The organism is Streptomyces sp. NPDC002793 (assembly GCF_040295485.1).
In the GTDB taxonomy this organism is placed as follows: Bacteria; Actinomycetota; Actinomycetes; order Streptomycetales; family Streptomycetaceae; genus Streptomyces.
In genome coordinates this window covers 1-15,696 of sequence record NZ_JBEOVL010000020.1, presented here as the reverse complement: position 1 = coordinate 15,696, position 15,696 = coordinate 1, and the positions used below count along the sequence as shown (strand labels likewise).

The window sequence follows — 15,696 nt, the reverse complement described above, 5'->3', positions numbered from 1 at the left end:
CGGGACGAGTCGTGCGGGTCATGGCGTGGGGACGGGGCACAGTTGCCCGTCGAGGAAGGCGGCGAGCTGACGCACCGTCGGGTGGTCGAAGGTGATCGACGCGGGCAGCGGCAGCCGGAACACCTGCTCGAGACCGGACTTGACGTTCTGGGCCATCAGCGAGTCCAGGCCGAGTGACACGAACTCGGCCGACTCGTCCAGCTCGTCGTCGGCCGTCATCTGCAGGACGGCGACGACCTTGTCCCGGACCACCTGCGTGATCAGAGCCCTCCGCTCCGGTGCGGGCAGGGCACCGAGCGAGGCGGCGTCGAAGCCGTCGTCGGCGACGGCGTCCTGCCGCGCGAGGCGGTCGTAGAACTGGTCGCCGGTGGCACTGCCGGCCACATAGCGGTCCCAGTCGAACTCGCCCACCACCCGCTGGGTGCGCGGGCGGCCGCCCCACAGCCTGGCCAGGGTGTCGAGCGCCCGCGTCGGCGAGAAGAAACGGACGCCGCTGCGTTCGATCTCGCGGCTGAGGTGCTCCTCGAGGCGGGCGGACATGCCGACTCTCGCCCACGCACCCCAGTTGACGGAGAGCCCGGGGAGTCCCTGGCGGGCGCGCCACTCGGCGAGGCTGTCGAGCCCGGCGCTGGCCGCCGCGTAGTGCCCCTGGGTGGCGCCGCCGAGGACGGAGGCGATCGACGAGTACGTCACGAAGAACTCCAGCTCCGGGAAGGAGCTCTGCGCGGCTTCGTGCAGCAGCCAGCCGCCGTACGCCTTCGCGGCGAGCTGGGCGTCGATGGACTCCCAGGTCAGTTCGGCGATCAGCTTCTTGTCGTAGGAACCGGCCGCGTGAACCACTCCGCCGACCGGGTACGGTCCTGCCGCCACCTCGGCCACCAGCGCGCGCACGTCCTCGGGGCGGCTCACATCGGCTTTCACGAGGGCGAGTTCGGCGTTCTCGGCGAGCTCCGCCAGCACCGGTGCGGCCTCCTCGGTGGGCTTTCCGGTGCGGCTGACCAAGGTCAGGTGCCGTGCCCCCAGGGCCACGAGCTTGCGGGCCGTGACGAGACCGAGACCGCCGAGTCCGCCGGTGACGATGTAGGTGCGGTCGGGGCGGACGGCGGCGTCGTTGACCGCTTCTGCGTCCGCCGGGGGCGCGGCCTCCTCGGGCTGCGTGCCCGGCAGGTCCAGCCACACCTCGGCGGCCGGGTCGGTGAGGGCGGTGCGCAGGGCCTCGCCCGTCTCGTCCAGGCGGAAGCGCCGTATCCCGTCCTGCGGGCCGGGGCGCGGCGCGAGCACGACCGACGCGGACGGAACGGTGAGCGTGGAGCGCAGGGTTCCCTCATGGCGCACGAGGACCTCGTCCCCCTCGGTGAACCCGGCCCCCTCACCCGCCGCGCGCACGATGCCGGTGGCCTGGGTGCCGAGCACGGGCGGGGGCTCCTCCTCCTCCCGTTCGGCGCGGCCGGTGTCCAGCGCGTTCCGGGCGTCCTGACCGGTGAGGGCGACGGCACGGACCTCGACCTGGACCTCGTCGGCGTCCGGTGTGCGGTCCGCGGCGGGCACCGGCGCCAGGTCCGACAGGTCGCCGGAGTCAGGGGCGCGCAGCTCGTAGCCGCCGCTCCAGGAGAGCGTCGCGTCGCCGGCGAGCAGCCGCCGGACGTAGCGCCTGCCGGGCCGGTGGGCGACCTGGTACTCGCCCGGGGGCTCGGCCGTCCACTCCGCGAGGAGCGGTTCGAGGTCGCTGCCCGGGGCGAGGTCGACGAGGGTGGCGCGGTACTGCGGGTACTCGGTGAGCAGCACCCGTCCGAACCCCCACAGGGTCGCGGCGGCGAGGTGCCCGCCGTCACCGACCGGGTCGCCGGGGAGCGCCTGGGCGCCCTCGGTCACCAACCAGAGCCGCAGTGGCCGGGGCTGTCCGGTCGCGTCCATCGCGGTGACCAGGGCCAGCAGTTCACGGTAGTTGTCCTCGCACTCGGCCCGCATCCGCTCGGCGGACATGGCCGCCGGGAGCTGCCGCCAGACCCGGCAGACATCGGTGACGGTGGGGTCGTCGAGGGCAGCCTTGAGGTCGGTGGTGTCCGGCAGCGTCGTCACCTGGAGGCCGGACTGCCCGACCGGTGCGGCGGCACGGCCGGCGGCCCGGTCGAGCAGCAGCAGGTGGCGGTCGCCGACGGGGGGCGTCTGCGGCGGGAGGGCCCTGCGCACCCACGCGGGCCGGTGCAGGAACTGGCGGCGGCCCGTGCGGCCCTCAGGACGGGCCAGGCGGACTCCGAGGAGTTCGGTGACCGGCTCGCCGTTCTCCAGCAGGAGGATGTCGGCGACCCTGCGGTCCTGGTCGCCGTGGACGCGGGCGAGGACGCGGAGCTGCTCCCCCCTGGGCTTCCGGAAGTGCCGTACGGAGGCGATCTCGCGTGCCTCGAACACCGGGCCCTCGGGGTCCAGGACGACAGCGGCCTGCACCGCTGCCTCCAGAAGTTCGGCGGGCACGTGCTCGACCGCGGTGGCGTCGCGGCCGGTGAGCTCGCCGGTGACCAGCCCGTCGCGGTGCCGGGCGGCGCGCAGCAGCAGGCGCATGCGCGGGCCGTGCGGACGGCCGACGGAGGCGAGGTCGGTGTAGATGTCCTCGTCGTCGATGTGCTGTCCGGCCGGCGTCAGTCCGGCGTTCAGCTCGGCCAGTTCGGAGACCGGCACGACCGGCTCGCGTCCGGCGGCGATCGTGGCGGCGGCGTGGATGTGCTCCTCGCCTCCGACGAGGGTGAAGACCTGCACGTCGGCGCCGCCGCCGGCGCGCGGGCGCCAACGGGACGTCAGGACCGTGGCGGTCTCGGCGGTCGTGTGCAGTGGCGCGAGCAGCTTCAACTCGCGGATGGCGGATCGGGTGTGCCCCTCGACCGCGTCCTGGAGCGCGAGTATCAGATCGATGTACGCGCCGGTGGGGAGTGTCGTGCGTTCTCCGTCACCGAGGTCGGTCAGCGCGCCGAGGTCCTCGGCGGTGAACTCGGCGGTGAACTCCCGTACCCCGCTGGCGAACCGTTCCTCCGTGCCGAGCAGCAGGTGACGGGCCCTGCCGCCGGCCGTGCCCGTACGCCTGGCGCTGACGGAGGGCAGCCAGTACCGCTTGCGCTGGAAGGCGTAGGTGGGCAGGGAGGTCTTCGCGACGGCTGGGCGGTCCGCGTGGTAGTCGGCCCAGGAGACCGTCAGGCCCGCGGCGTAGTAATCGGCGAGTGCGGCCAGGGTGGTGCCGGCGGAGGCGTCACGGCGGCGAAGGCTGGCCAGCCACACGTGGTCCTCGGCGGTCAGGCAGCGCCGGGCGAGGGCGGTCAGGGCGGCCTGCGGTCCGATCTCGACCAGGGCGTGGCGTCCGCGCTGGGCCACGGCCCGGATGCCGGCCAGGAAGCGCACGGGTTCGCCGATGTGCCGCACCCAGTAGTCGACGGTGCCGATGTCGCGGAGGCGGGCCGGTCGGCCGGTGACGTTGGAGATCAGGCTGATGGACGGCTCGTGGAACGTGATGTCTTCGAGGGCGGCCCGGAAGTCGTCGTAGACCTCGGCCATCAGAGGTGAGTGGAAGGCGTGCGAGACGGCCAGCCGGTCGACGCGGACGCCCCGTTCACGGAGGAGGGTGACGGTCTCGTCGAGGGCTGCGGCGCCGCCGGAGACCACGCACTGGTCCGGGGCGTTCACCGCGGCGAGAGCCAGGTCCGGGTGGTCGGCGAGGAGGGGCTCCACGTCCTCGGCGGGCGCGGCCACGGCGGCCATGCCGCCCGGTGCGCTCACCGCCTGCATCAGTCGCGCGCGGGCGGCGACCAGGGCCACGGCGTCCGGCAGGTCGAACAGGCCGGCCACGGCGGCCGCCACGACCTCCCCGATGCTGTGCCCGATGAGCACGTTGGGGCGCACGCCCCAGGACATCCACAGCTTGGCGAGCGCATACTCCAGGGTGAACAGGGCGGGCTGGGTGTACTCGGTGCGGTCGATCGCCTCCGGGTCGTCCGTGGTGCCGAGCACCAGTTCGGCCACGGAGCGGTCCAGATGTGCGGCGAACAGCTCGTCGCACAGGTCCACGTGCTCACGGAAGACCGGGAAACGCTCGTAGAGCGCGGCTCCCATGCCCGCGTACTGCGAGCCCTGGCCGCTGAACATGAACGCCGTCCTGCGGATGCCGGAAGGCCCCCCGTGCTTCTCCTCGGCGGCCTTGTCCAGCAGGTCCGCGAGCGCCGTGCGGTCGGCGACCGGGCCCGCGACACGGTAGGGGTGGTGGGTGCGGGAGACGTTGGCGGTGTAGCAGAGCTCGTCCAGCTCCACGTCGGGCCGCTCGTCCAGCAGCCGGCGGTAGTTGCCGGCCTGGGCGCTCAGGGCGACGGCGCTCCTGGCGGACAGGGTGAAGACGGGACCCCCTGAGGGGGCCGGCTCCACGGGCGTCCGCTCGGCCGGGGCCGGTGCCTGCTCCAGGACCGCTGCCCCGATCGTGCCCGCGAAGCCGAAGCTGTTGACGACCGCGCGCCGGACCTCGGCCTCCCAGGGTTCGCACGCGGTGGGCACGCGCACCGGGTAGAGGTCCCAGGGGATGCGTCCGGACGGCGTGTCGAAGTTGAGGTGCGGGTAGATGGTCCCCGCCCGCATCTGGAGCACCGTCTTGATGACGCCCACGATGCCGGCCGCCGGCTCCATGTGGCCCAGGTTGGTCTTCACCGAGCCGACGAGCAGCGGTTCGCTCCTGGTGTGCGAGTCGGCGAAGGTGTCGCCGATGGCGCCGAACTCGATGGGGTCACCGAGCGGGGTGCCGGTGCCGTGCGCCTCGACGTACTGGATGTCCCCGGGGGACAGCTGCCCGGCAGCGAGGGCGGTGCGGATGACCTTCTCCTGGGCGGGACCGTTGGGCACGGTCAGTCCCGCGCTGTCGCCGTCCTGGCCGACAGCGGTGCCTCGCACCAGTGCGAGGACGGTGTCGCCGTCCCGGGTCGCGTCGCTGAGGCGCTTGAGTACGACCACGCCGCAGCCCTCGGCGCGGGCGTAACCGTCGGCGGCCTCGTCGAAGGTCTTGCACTGCCCGTCGGGGGACAGCATCTGCGCGTTGGAGAACATCACCGAGGTGCGCGGGTGGTGCAGGGCGTTGACTCCACCGCACAGCGCGATGTCGGACTCCCCCGCACGCAGGCCCTGCACGGCGAGGTGGAGTGCGACCAGAGAGGAGGAGCACGCCGTGTCGATGCTCATGCTCGGGCCGCGCCAGCCCAGGAAGTACGACAGCCGGCCCGACAGCGGGAACATGGTGATGCCGGAGGCGAGGTTGCCTTCCAGCTCCTCGTACGGCAGCGAGTCCAGCTCCATCGAGTAGTCGATGGAGCTGGCGCCTATGTAGACGCCGCCGTTGCCGCGGCGCAGCGGTGTCGGGTCGATGTTGGCGTGCTCCAGGGCCTGCCAGGCGGTCTCCAGCAGCATCCGCTGCTGGGGGTCCATGTACTGGGCCTCCTTGGGCGAGATGTTGAAGAAGGAGGCGTCGAACTGGTCGATGCGGTCGAGGAATCCGCCCGCCGAGGTATGGATCTTCCCCTTGTCCTCCGGTGACTCGGGCGTGAATGCGGCCACGTCCCACCGGTCGCCCGGTATGGGCCCTATTCCGCTGCGCCCTTCACGCAGGAAGGCGTCGAACTCGTCGGGGGAGTTGCTGCCGCCGGGGAATCGCAGACCGATTCCGACGATCGCGATCGGCTCGGGCACCTGCGCCCGGTTCGTCTCTTCCGTGTCGGATTCCGTACGCGGCATGGAACGACTCCTTGGGTCCTGGGCCTGATCGGTCAGCGGGTGGGCGGTGCGGACAGCGCGCCGGCCAGGTGATCCACGAGGTGGTTGACCGTCGGCTCGTTGAACAGCACGTTCACGTTGATGGACAGATCGAGGAGTTGTTCCAGGCTCTGTCGTATCTCGGTCAGTCGCAGCGAGGTGAGACCGAGGTCGAAATAGCTGATGTCGACGGGGAGGTTCTCCGACTCGTCCATGAGGAGAACGGCCTTGAACTTCCGTACGACGAGTGTCTCTATCTCGTCGGCGAGTTCGGTCCGCGGCAGTTCGCGCAGCCGCTGGGGCACGTTTGTCTCGGCAGGTGGCATGGCGGCCATGCAAGCAGCGGCGGCTGACACCGCACTGACAGCCCTTGGGCCGCCGGCTGGATCAGTCCGGCGTCAGCGCCGAGTCAGATTCGACTGCCACGATCGGTCTACTTCGAACATCAATTCACCGAATCACCCCCACATTCGAGGAACGACCCGCACCGGCAGACCGATAACCAGAGACATTCCGATATTCGGAAAGGCTGATGATGCTTCGCGAAGCTGCGCAGGAGGAGAGTGCTCCGGCACCTTCCGGATTGAAGAGCTACGACCTCTACATCGCCGGCAAGGACGTCGCCGGGGACGGATGGGTCTACACCGTCAGCGGGCGGTCCCTGCTGGAAGACGTCTTCACCAGCGTGAGCCTCAAGCGCTCCCTGGAACAGGACCCGGAGTCCGAGGCGGCCCAGCACCCCTACGTCGTGGGCCGCTGCGCCATCGCCGACGACGACGCCATCGACCTGGCCACGCAGGCCGCCGCGGCCGCCGCCTCGGAGTGGGCGGCCGTCCCGCTGGAACGGCGGATGCGGCTCGGTACCCGCTTCCGCGAAGAACTGATCAAGCACCAGGACGAGTTCCTCGAGATGCTCGTCGCCGAGTCACACCCGGTGAAGCTGGCCCGGTGGGAGCTGAGCTGCCTCCTGCAGATCTACGCCCCCGGCAGCCTGCGCTGGTACCTGAAGCAGATGCGGGTCGAGAAGGAGTACGCGGGCCGCAAGCTGATCCTGCAGCGCCAGCCGGACGGCGTGGTCGCCTTCAACCCGCCGCAGAACGCCCCGCTGCCCAGCGCCGCCCTGTGCGTGCTGGCCCTGATGGCCGGCAACAGCGTGGTGGTCAGGGCCCCGCGCAGCATCGCGCTGAGCACCATGTGGCTGCTGCGCGACATCGTGGCCCCGCTGCTCGAGGAGCTCGACGCGCCCCCCGGCGTGCTCAACGCGGTGTGCAGCAACCCCAAGCAGACGATGGACCGCTGGATCGCCGATCCCCTGATCAACGACATCTTCTACATCGGCGGCAGCCAGGAGGGCCTGCGCTTCGAGCAGCGGTGCGTGGCCCACGGGAAGAAGCCGATCCTCGAACTGGCTGGCAACGACGGCATCGTGGTGTGGAAGGACGCCGACATCAAGTGGGCCGCGGAAGCCATCACCGAATCGTTCTTCGGCTCCGGACAGATCTGCATGGTGCCCAACTACGTGCTGGCACACCCCGATATCGCCGAGGCGCTGATCGCCGAGGTGCGCGAGCAGGTTAAGGGCATCCGCCCGGGCTTCCCGGAGGAGGAGGACGTCCTCCTGTCCCCCGTCCGCCGCAGCGAGCGGTTCTTCCGGCTGCTGCGGCAGGCCCTGGACAACGGCGCGTCCCTGGTCACCGGCGGCAATCGCACCGAGCATGACGGCACACCCTCCGAGACGGGTGTCTTCCTGCAGCCCACCGTGCTCCGGGTCGACGGCCTGGACCGGGCCCGCACCTTCGACGTGGTGCGTGAGGAGACGTTCTTCCCTCTCATTCCGATCGTGGTGGCCGAACACGACAACGACGACGCGCTCCTGGAGTCGTTCCTCCACTTCGTCAACTCCAACTCCTACGGGCTGCGCAACTCCCTGTGGTCGCGCTCCGACCACGTCATCGAGACCTTCGTCCGCCGTGTCGTCAACGGCGGCCTGCTGAAGGTCAACGACTCCCACATCGGCTTCCTGCCCTACCTGCCCAGCCACGGCGGCACCGGCCGCACCGGCGGAGCCTTCGGCGAGGCCAACTACCCGATGCTCAAGACCTCGCACGTCCAAGGGGTCAGCATCGCCCGCGACATCAGCCCCTACGACGCGGTGTTCGGCGCCTAGGCGCCCGCCCCGTCCGCCTTCCGGAGGTATCCCCGTGCGTTCCCTCGATACTGCTCGGGCCGTCTGCGAGCAATTCCACCCAGGTCTGCTCAAGGAAATCGAGCAGATCCCCCATGCCGACCGGGAGCAGCCCGGCGGCCCCATCATCGACCTGTTCCGCATCCACGGCGGGGTCGGCCTGCTGATACCCGAGGAGTACGGCGGTCACGGAGCAGCCCCGCTGGACGCGCTGCGCGTCCAGCTGGCGCTGGGCGCCGTGTCCCCCTCGCTCGTCGCGGCCGTCTCCATGCACCACTTCACCGTGGCGATGCTCTACTCCCTCGCCGGCAAGGCGGGCCGGCTCACCTCCACTCAGACCGCGCTGCTGCGGCGGATCGTGCCCGACCAGCAGGTGATGGCCTCCGGCTGGGCCGAGGGCCGTACCGAGCAGAACATCCTCACCCCCGCCGTCACGGCCCGTCCCGTCGACGGCGGCTACCTGCTCTCCGGCGCGAAGAAGCCGTGCAGTCTCTCCCGTTCGATGAGTCTGCTCACCGCGAGCATCGCCATCCAGAACGAGGACGGCACCGCCGAGCTGGCACTCGCCCTGGTGCCGGCCGACGCCCCCGGTCTGTCCGTGCACCCGTTCTGGGGCAACGAGCTGCTCGCCGGCGCGGAGAGCGACGAGGTGCGGCTGATCGACGTGTTCGTGCCCGCGGACATGGTGGTACGTGCCGGGGCGGACGACCCGCACCGGCTCGACGACCTCCAGACGGCCGGGTTCGTCTGGTTCGAGATGCTGATCTCCGCCGGTTACGCGGGCGGGGCCGCCGCGCTCGTCGAGCAGGTGCTGGCGCGTGAGCGCGGCAGCGTCCAGGAACGGGCCGCCCTCGCCGTCGAGATGGACTCCGCCCTGCAGCTCCTGGAAGGTGTCGCGCGGGCGATCGGCCCCGAGACGGACGAGGAGTCCGTGGCCCGGGTCCTCGTCGCCCGCTACACCGTCCAGAAGGCGCTGCCGAGAATCGCCGGGCAGGCACTGGAGCTCCTGGGCGGGCTGGACTTCATCCTCGGCTCGACCCACGGCCGGACCGCCGCCGCCGTGCAGGCCCTCGCCTTCCACCCACCGGGCCGCGGCGCCGCCGCCGAGCCGCTGCTGCGCTACTTCGACGGCGGCCCGCTGGTCCTGAGCTGAGTCTCCGCGCCACGGGCAGCGACCCCCCATCACACTTGGAGTGAGAAATCCGTGACCGTTATCCAGGAAGCACCCGCCGAAACCGAGGCGGAGATCCTCGGCCTCTACCGGGCCCATCTCAGCAAGGGCCGGGCCACTCTCGCCGAGTTGTTCGGCAGCCACATGGAAACAGCGTCCGAGGGCGCCTGGCTCACCACGAGCGACGGTGAGCGCTTCCTCAACGCGGGCGGGTACGGCGTCTTCATCATGGGCGCACGCCACCCGATCGTGATGGAGGAGGTGGAGCGCCAGCTCCGGACACATCCCACCGCGACGCGCATCCTGCTGGAGCCCACCGTGGCCCGCGCCGCCGAGGCTCTCGTCTCCGTGATGCCGGAGGGCCTGGACCGCGTGCACTTCGCCCTGTCGGGCGCGGAGGCCGTGGAGACGGGCCTCAAGCTCGCGCGGGCCGGCGGCCGCAGGCGGACCGTCTCGATGCGCGGCGGCTACCACGGCAAGACGCTGGGCGCGCTGTCCGCGACCGCGAAGGACGTCTACCAGGCGCCCTTCCGCCCTCTGATCCCGGACTTCCTCCACATCCCCTTCGGTGACACCGACGCGCTGGAGGCGGAACTCACGGCCCATCCGGGTGAGGTCTGCGTCATCCTCGAACCCGTCCAGGGCGAGGGCGGTGTGATCATTCCGCCCGCGGGCTACCTCAAGAAGGTCGAGGAGCTGGTCCGCGCGCACGACGGCTTCCTGATCCTCGACGAGGTGCAGTCCGGTTTCGGCCGGCTCGGTGAGTGGTGGGGCGCCGACATCGAGGGCGTGGTGCCCGACGTGCTCCTCACCGGCAAGGCGCTCGGCGGCGGCGTGCTGCCGGTCTCCGCGGCCGTCGCGACCCGCAAGGCCTTCCGCCCCTTCGACAAGGACCCGTACGTCCACACCGCCACCTTCTCCGGCCAGCCGGTCCTGATGGCCGCGGTGCAGGGCGCGATCCGGGCCATGAAGGAGGAGCGCCTGGTCACCCGGGCCCTGGACCTGGGTGCGCGGCTGCTGCCGAGGATCTCGGAGATCGCCTACCGCAACATCCCCGAACTCGTCGTGGACGTACGCGGCCGTGGGCTGCTCATCGGTGTCGAGCTCGTCGAGGCCGGACTGGCAGGCGAGCTGCTGATCGAGCTGTTCAACCACGGCGTGGTCGCCAACCACTCGATGAACGGCAGCTCGGTGGTGCGGTTCACCCCGCCCGCAGTGATGAGCGACACCGATGTGGAGTTCCTCCTGAACTCCTTCGACCTGGCCACACGCGACCTCGTCCGGGGCGCGGCCAAGATGCCGGAAGGCGGTAACTGATCATGCGTCACGTAGAGCTCGAAGCACTGATCCCCTCGGAGCAGGCCATGACGGTCTTCGACTCCGTACTGCGCTGGGAGCGGTACCCCGATCTGGCGCCCCACGTGAAGGCGACCACCGTGCACGCCACCTACCCGGCCGAGAACTCCAGTTCCAGCTGGGAGCTGCACTTCCGCAGCGGTCTGCTGCGCTGGACCGAGGACGACACCTTCCTGCCGGAGCTGGGCGAGATCCGCTTCGAGCAGTCCGACGGCGACTTCGACTCCTTCACGGGCACCTGGGCCATGACGCAGCTGGGTGACGACGTGGCGGTCCGCTTCGACGCCGACTTCGACTTCGGTATCCCGAGCCTGGAGGGGATCCTCGACCCGATCGCCGAGCGGGTCATCAAGGAGACCGTCGCCTGGGCCCTGACCGGCCTGTTCCCCGCCGTCCGGATCTCGGGCGGCATCGACCTCACCGAGCCCGCCGCCATCGGCGCCTAGCAGCGCCCGCAGGAGCTGACCATGGACCAGGCAAATCCTTTCGAGACACCGAGAACGTACTCGCTGCACCGCGCCGAGTACCTGGTGGGCCTCGCCGTCACCACCGGTCTGATCATCGCCCACTTCGGTGAGATCCGCTGGTGGGTCGCGATCGCCCTGTTCCTCTACATCGACCTGATCGGCTACATCCCGGGCGCCATCGCCTTCAAACGCAGCGGCGGCCGGCCGATCCCCAAGGCCTACTACGTCCTCTACAACGTCATGCACAGCCTGATCACCCAGGCCGCGGTCGCGGCGCTCTGGTGCTGGCTGGTGGAGCCGGAGTGGGCACTGCTGGTACTGCCGTTCCACCTCTTCGGGGACCGCGGCCTGTTCGGCAACTTCCTGAAGTCGTTCGCGCTGCCCTTCGAGCCGGTGCGCCAGCCCGGCTACCTGCGGCTCCTGGACGACTTGGGCCTGGCCCACCCCAAGCCGGCCGGCCACGCCACGGAGCCCACCCCGGTGGGCCACGTCCCGGCGCAGCCGGTCCGCCCGCAGCGGCAGGAGGCCGTGCGATGACCGTCGCCACCGACGTGCGTACCCTGCCGCGTCCCGTACGCCAGGAGCCGGCCGAGCGGCGGCGGGCGCTGTACCACCTGGCCTCCCCGGTGTCGGTGCTGACGGTCGGCCCCCGGGAGCGGCTGCACGGCACCACGGCGAGCACCGTGACGCTGGTGTCGCGGGAGCCCCTGCTGGTGGGGGTCGTGCTGCGGGCGGGTTCGTCCTTCGCACGGCTCGCGGCCGCCGAGGGCCGGTTCGCGATCAACGTCCTCAGCAGCGGGCAGGCCGATGTGGCCGGCCATTTCGCGAACAGCGACCGCCCCGACGGCGGGGCACAGTTCAAGGGGCTCGCCTGGACGGCGGACTCGTACGCGAAGGCGCCGCTCCTGGCCGGGGCTCTCGCCCATTACTCCTGCCGGTTCCACTCCGTCCACACGGCCGGCGACAGCGAGTTGCTGCTCGCCCATGTCGTCCGGGCCCACGCCGGTGAGGCCCATCCCCTGTTCAGCTACGCCGGGGAGCTGTTCGCCGGCTCCCTGCACCCCGCGAAGGAGGCGGCCGCGTCATGACCGGTTCTGTGGCACCCGAGGCCGACTGGGACAAGGCTCCCGGTCTGCTCGACGGTGCGAAGGAGCTCACTCTCGGACCCGAGGAGTGCGACCTCGCCTACTGGTTCACCTCGGTGGCGCAGGGCACACTGCGCGACCGGGGCGAGACCGGGCACCACGTGGACGCCGTCGTACCCGGCTTCCTGAAGGAGCCGGGGCCCCTGCGCGACGCCCTGGTGCTGGAGTTCGGGTTCCGCGGCCTGTCGGAGGAGATCGCGACGCGGCTGCTCGGCCACTACGTCGCCATCGCCCCCGGCGTCCCCGAAATGGAGTTCTACGCGACTCAGTTGATCGACGAGGCGCGGCACGCCCGGGTCTTCCGCAACCACCTGGTGGAGCTGGGGGTCCCGCAGAAGACGCTCCTGAAGGACATCGACGAGATGGCCTCGGACTACCGCAAGCGGGTCCTGGACCCCGTCGTGGACTTCACCCTCGACATCGTCCGCGACCAGGCGGACTTCGCCGGCGGCGTCGCCGTGTTCGCCATCGTCATCGAGGGGGTGCTCGCCCCCGCGGCGGAGCTGAGCGAGCGCAAGTGGACCCCGCTGTCCCCGGCCACCGGCGAGATCTCACGGGGCACCGCCATCGACGAGATCAGGCATCTGACGGTGGCCAGCACGATCCTGCGTGATCACGTGGCCGCGCACCCCGAGTACCGCCCGCGCCTGCTGGAGATCCTGCGGTCCGGTGTGCAGCTCTGGGACGAGATCCCCGATCGCGAGTTCGTCATCCACCGCGAGGAGCTCTTCCAGGAGGGCATGGCCCAGCACGCGGACAGGATCGGCGACTACGAGATCTGGCCGGGCGTCCGGATGCTCGACACCACGCCGGAGCAGCGCTACGACATGGCCGAGCGCTGGACCGACGAGATGGCGGAGTCGCGGATGGCGTACATGGGGTTGCCGCTGGAGGCCCTCAGCAGCCCGCAGGCCGGCGCATGAGCGGGGGGCGCGCGGCGGTGGTGGCCGGGATCGGGGCGTTCACACCCCCTGATCTGGTCACCAACGACGATCTGGCACAGCGGCTCGACACCTCCGACGCGTGGATCCGCTCACGCACCGGGATCGCCGAGCGGTACGTGGTCGCGCCCGGCACCGCGACCTCCGACCTGGCTGTCCAGGCCGGACTGCGAGCCCTCAAGTCCGCGGGAACCGAGCGCGTGGGGGCGGTCGTCCTGGCCACCACCACGCCCGACCAGCCGTGCCCGGCGACCGCCCCGCAGGTGACCGCCCGGCTGGGGCTCGGGCAGGTGCCGGCGTTCGACGTGGCCGCCGTCTGCTCCGGCTTCCTGTACGGTCTCGCCACCGCGTCCGGGCTCATCGCGGCGGGCGTCGCCGACAGCGTGCTGCTGATCGCCGCCGACGCCTTCACCACGATCGTCAACCCGGAGGACCGCACCACGGCCGTCATCTTCGCGGACGGTGCGGGCGCGGTGGTGCTGCGTGCGGGCTCCGTCGGCGAACCGGGCGCCGTCGGCCCGCTGGTCCTCGGCAGCGACGGCGAGCTCAGCCACCTCATCGAGGTACCGGCGGGCGGCTCGCGCCAGCGTTCGTCCGGCCCCGTCACCGACCCGGAGGACCAGTACTTCCGGATGCTCGGCCGGGACACCTACCGGCACGCGGTGGAGCGGATGACCGAAGCGTCCCAGCAGGCGGCCCGGCTGGCCGGCTGGGGCATCGAGGACGTCGACCGGTTCGCGGCCCACCAGGCCAACGCCCGGATCCTCGATTCGGTGTCGGAACGCCTCGGGGTGCCGGGTGAACGGCAGTTGACCAACATCGCCCGGGTCGGCAACACGGGCGCCGCCTCGATCCCGCTGCTGCTGTCACAGGCGGCCTCGGACGGCCGGCTCGCCGCCGGGCACCGGGTGCTGCTGACCGCGTTCGGCGGAGGTCTCTCCTGGGGTGCGACGACCCTGGTCTGGCCCGAGGTCCAATCGGTCTGACGGCCCCGGCCGGCCGGACCCCCTGTGCAGTACGCCATTCCGTACGCGCATGCGTACATCCCCTCACGTACGCCGGTATCGCGTACGCCTTCGAAAGGATCCGACATGCTGGAGCAGCTCAAGGAAATCCTGTCCAACAAGCTCAAGGTGTCGCCCGAGGCCATCACCCCGGAGGCGACCCGGGAAGACATCGAGCTGGACTCGCTGGCCGTGGTGGAGCTGTCGTTGCTGCTCAAGTCCGAACTGGACCTGGACGTCAGCGACGACGACCTCCTCGAAGCCGAGACCGTGGCTGACATGGTCCGGCTCATGGAGGAGCGGAGCGCGAAGGTCTGATGGCCGGCATGGACATCGCCGTCACCGGACTCGGCCTGGTCACCCCTGGTGGTATCGGGGTCGGGCCCAGCTGGGCGGCGGTCTGCGACGGCAGGCCGGCCGCCGCCCTCGACCCGGTACTGGCGAACAACCCCGTACGTATATCCTGCCGGGTTCCCGGCTTCGATCCGGAATCTCTGCTCAGCGCGCGGCGGGCGCACCGCCTCGACAGGTTCGTGCAGTTCGCCCTCGTCGCCGCCCATGAGGCCGTCGCCGACGCCCGTCTCGACCCGACCACCTGGGACGGGGCGCGGGTCGGTGTGGTGCTGGGCTGCGCGGACGGTGGCCCGGGCACGGTCGAGGAACAGCACGATGTGCTGCGGGAGCAGGGCGCCGACCGGGTGTCCCCGCTGCTGCTGCCCATGCAGTTGCCGAACATGCTGGCCGGTCAGACGGCCATCGAGTTCGGGGCGACCGGTCCCAACCTGGTGGTGGCCACGGCCTGCGCCTCGGGCGCGACCGCCATCGGCGTGGCCCGGGACCTGCTCATCCTCGGCCGCTGCGACGTGGTGCTGGCGGGCGGCAGCGAGGCGATGATCACTCCGCTGGTCATGGCCGGCTTCGCGCAGATGGGCGCGCTGTCGCGGCGCGAGGACGACCCCGCGTCGGCCTCGCGTCCCTTCGACGCCGACCGGGACGGCTTCGTCGCCGGAGAGGGGGCCGGGATCCTCGTCATGGAACGCGTCGTGGACGCCCGGGCCCGCGGTGCGCACGTCCACGGCCGGATCATCGGCTTCGGGGCCACCGCGGACGCCCACCACATGACGTCTCCGCACCCGGACGGCACCGGCATCGAGGCGGCGGTCCGCGCGGCTCTCGCAGACGCCGGTGCGGACCCGGACGACGTGCAGCACGTGAACGCCCACGGCACGTCGACACCGCTCAACGACCTGGCCGAGGCACGCATGATCCAGCGGACGCTGCAGGGCGACCCGCTGGTCACCTCCACGAAGGGAGTCACCGGACATCTGCTCGGCGCGGCAGGCGCGGTCGAGGCCGCGTTCGCCCTGCTGAGCGTCGAACACGAGATCATTCCGCCTACCGCGGGCCTGGTCATCCCCGACGGACGGATCGACATAAAGCTGGCGCAGTCGGCCACGTCGATGCCGATCGACCTCGCACTCAGCAACTCGTGCGGGTTCGGCGGCCAGAACACGGCGCTGGCGATCGCTCCGGCCTGAGGCCCGAGGACCGGGGCAGCACGTGTCGGGGGGGGGGGGGGGGGGGCCGCCCCCCCCGCCCGGGTTAGGGGGCCCCCCGCCCCCCCGGCCCCCCCCCCCCCCGGGGCGGGGGGGGCGCGC

12 protein-coding genes are annotated in these 15,696 nt (G+C 71.2%); 10 read left to right on the top strand and 2 right to left on the bottom strand.

From position 1 onward, the window contains the following. Positions 1–18: 18 nt before the first annotated feature. Positions 19–5,751, bottom strand: coding sequence for an SDR family oxidoreductase (locus tag ABT001_RS20675; protein WP_351279451.1), 5,733 nt, complete (start codon positions 5,749–5,751; stop codon positions 19–21). A gap of 32 nt (positions 5,752–5,783) precedes the next feature. Continuing rightward, on the bottom strand, positions 5,784–6,104 hold the full coding sequence (locus ABT001_RS20670; RefSeq protein WP_351279449.1) for an acyl carrier protein: 321 nt from the start codon (positions 6,102–6,104) through the stop codon (positions 5,784–5,786). Positions 6,105–6,304: 200 nt separating this feature from the next. On the opposite strand from ABT001_RS20670, the gene ABT001_RS20665 reads away from it, so the two are divergent. The 10 genes from ABT001_RS20665 (at position 6,305) to ABT001_RS20620 (ending at position 15,576) form a co-directional block, all read left to right on the top strand. Continuing rightward, positions 6,305–7,936 carry an aldehyde dehydrogenase family protein gene (locus ABT001_RS20665; RefSeq protein ID WP_351279620.1) on the top strand — a complete coding sequence of 544 codons (1,632 nt, stop codon included), beginning with the start codon at positions 6,305–6,307 and terminating at the stop codon, positions 7,934–7,936. Between the two features lie 34 nt (positions 7,937–7,970). Continuing rightward, complete coding sequence (locus tag ABT001_RS20660; protein WP_351279446.1) at positions 7,971–9,107, top strand: acyl-CoA dehydrogenase family protein; 1,137 nt, start codon at positions 7,971–7,973, stop codon at positions 9,105–9,107. Positions 9,108–9,158: 51 nt separating this feature from the next. Next, entirely contained in the window at positions 9,159–10,442 is a 1,284-nt protein-coding gene (locus ABT001_RS20655) for an aspartate aminotransferase family protein (protein ID WP_351279444.1), read from the top strand. Between the two features lie 2 nt (positions 10,443–10,444). Further along, complete coding sequence (locus tag ABT001_RS20650) at positions 10,445–10,927, top strand: type II toxin-antitoxin system RatA family toxin (RefSeq protein ID WP_351279441.1); 483 nt, start codon at positions 10,445–10,447, stop codon at positions 10,925–10,927. A gap of 21 nt (positions 10,928–10,948) precedes the next feature. Then, positions 10,949–11,485 (top strand): hypothetical protein, encoded by a 537-nt coding sequence (locus ABT001_RS20645; RefSeq protein ID WP_351279438.1) that lies wholly within the window; start codon positions 10,949–10,951, stop codon positions 11,483–11,485. Next, a complete protein-coding gene (locus tag ABT001_RS20640; protein ID WP_351279436.1) occupies positions 11,482–12,036 on the top strand; it encodes a flavin reductase family protein in 555 nt (184 codons plus the stop codon). The genes ABT001_RS20645 and ABT001_RS20640 overlap by 4 nt, the downstream gene beginning before the upstream one ends. Then, a complete protein-coding gene (locus ABT001_RS20635; RefSeq protein WP_351279433.1) occupies positions 12,033–13,016 on the top strand; it encodes a ferritin family protein in 984 nt (327 codons plus the stop codon). Before ABT001_RS20640 ends, ABT001_RS20635 begins: the two co-directional genes overlap by 4 nt. Further along, a complete protein-coding gene (locus ABT001_RS20630; RefSeq protein ID WP_351279430.1) occupies positions 13,013–14,020 on the top strand; it encodes a beta-ketoacyl-ACP synthase III in 1,008 nt (335 codons plus the stop codon). Before ABT001_RS20635 ends, ABT001_RS20630 begins: the two co-directional genes overlap by 4 nt. 105 nt (positions 14,021–14,125) lie before the next feature. Continuing rightward, on the top strand, positions 14,126–14,356 hold the full coding sequence (locus tag ABT001_RS20625) for a phosphopantetheine-binding protein (protein ID WP_010983730.1): 231 nt from the start codon (positions 14,126–14,128) through the stop codon (positions 14,354–14,356). Beyond that, complete coding sequence (locus ABT001_RS20620; protein WP_351279426.1) at positions 14,356–15,576, top strand: beta-ketoacyl-[acyl-carrier-protein] synthase family protein; 1,221 nt, start codon at positions 14,356–14,358, stop codon at positions 15,574–15,576. Before ABT001_RS20625 ends, ABT001_RS20620 begins: the two co-directional genes overlap by 1 nt. The last annotated feature ends 120 nt before the right edge of the window (positions 15,577–15,696 follow it).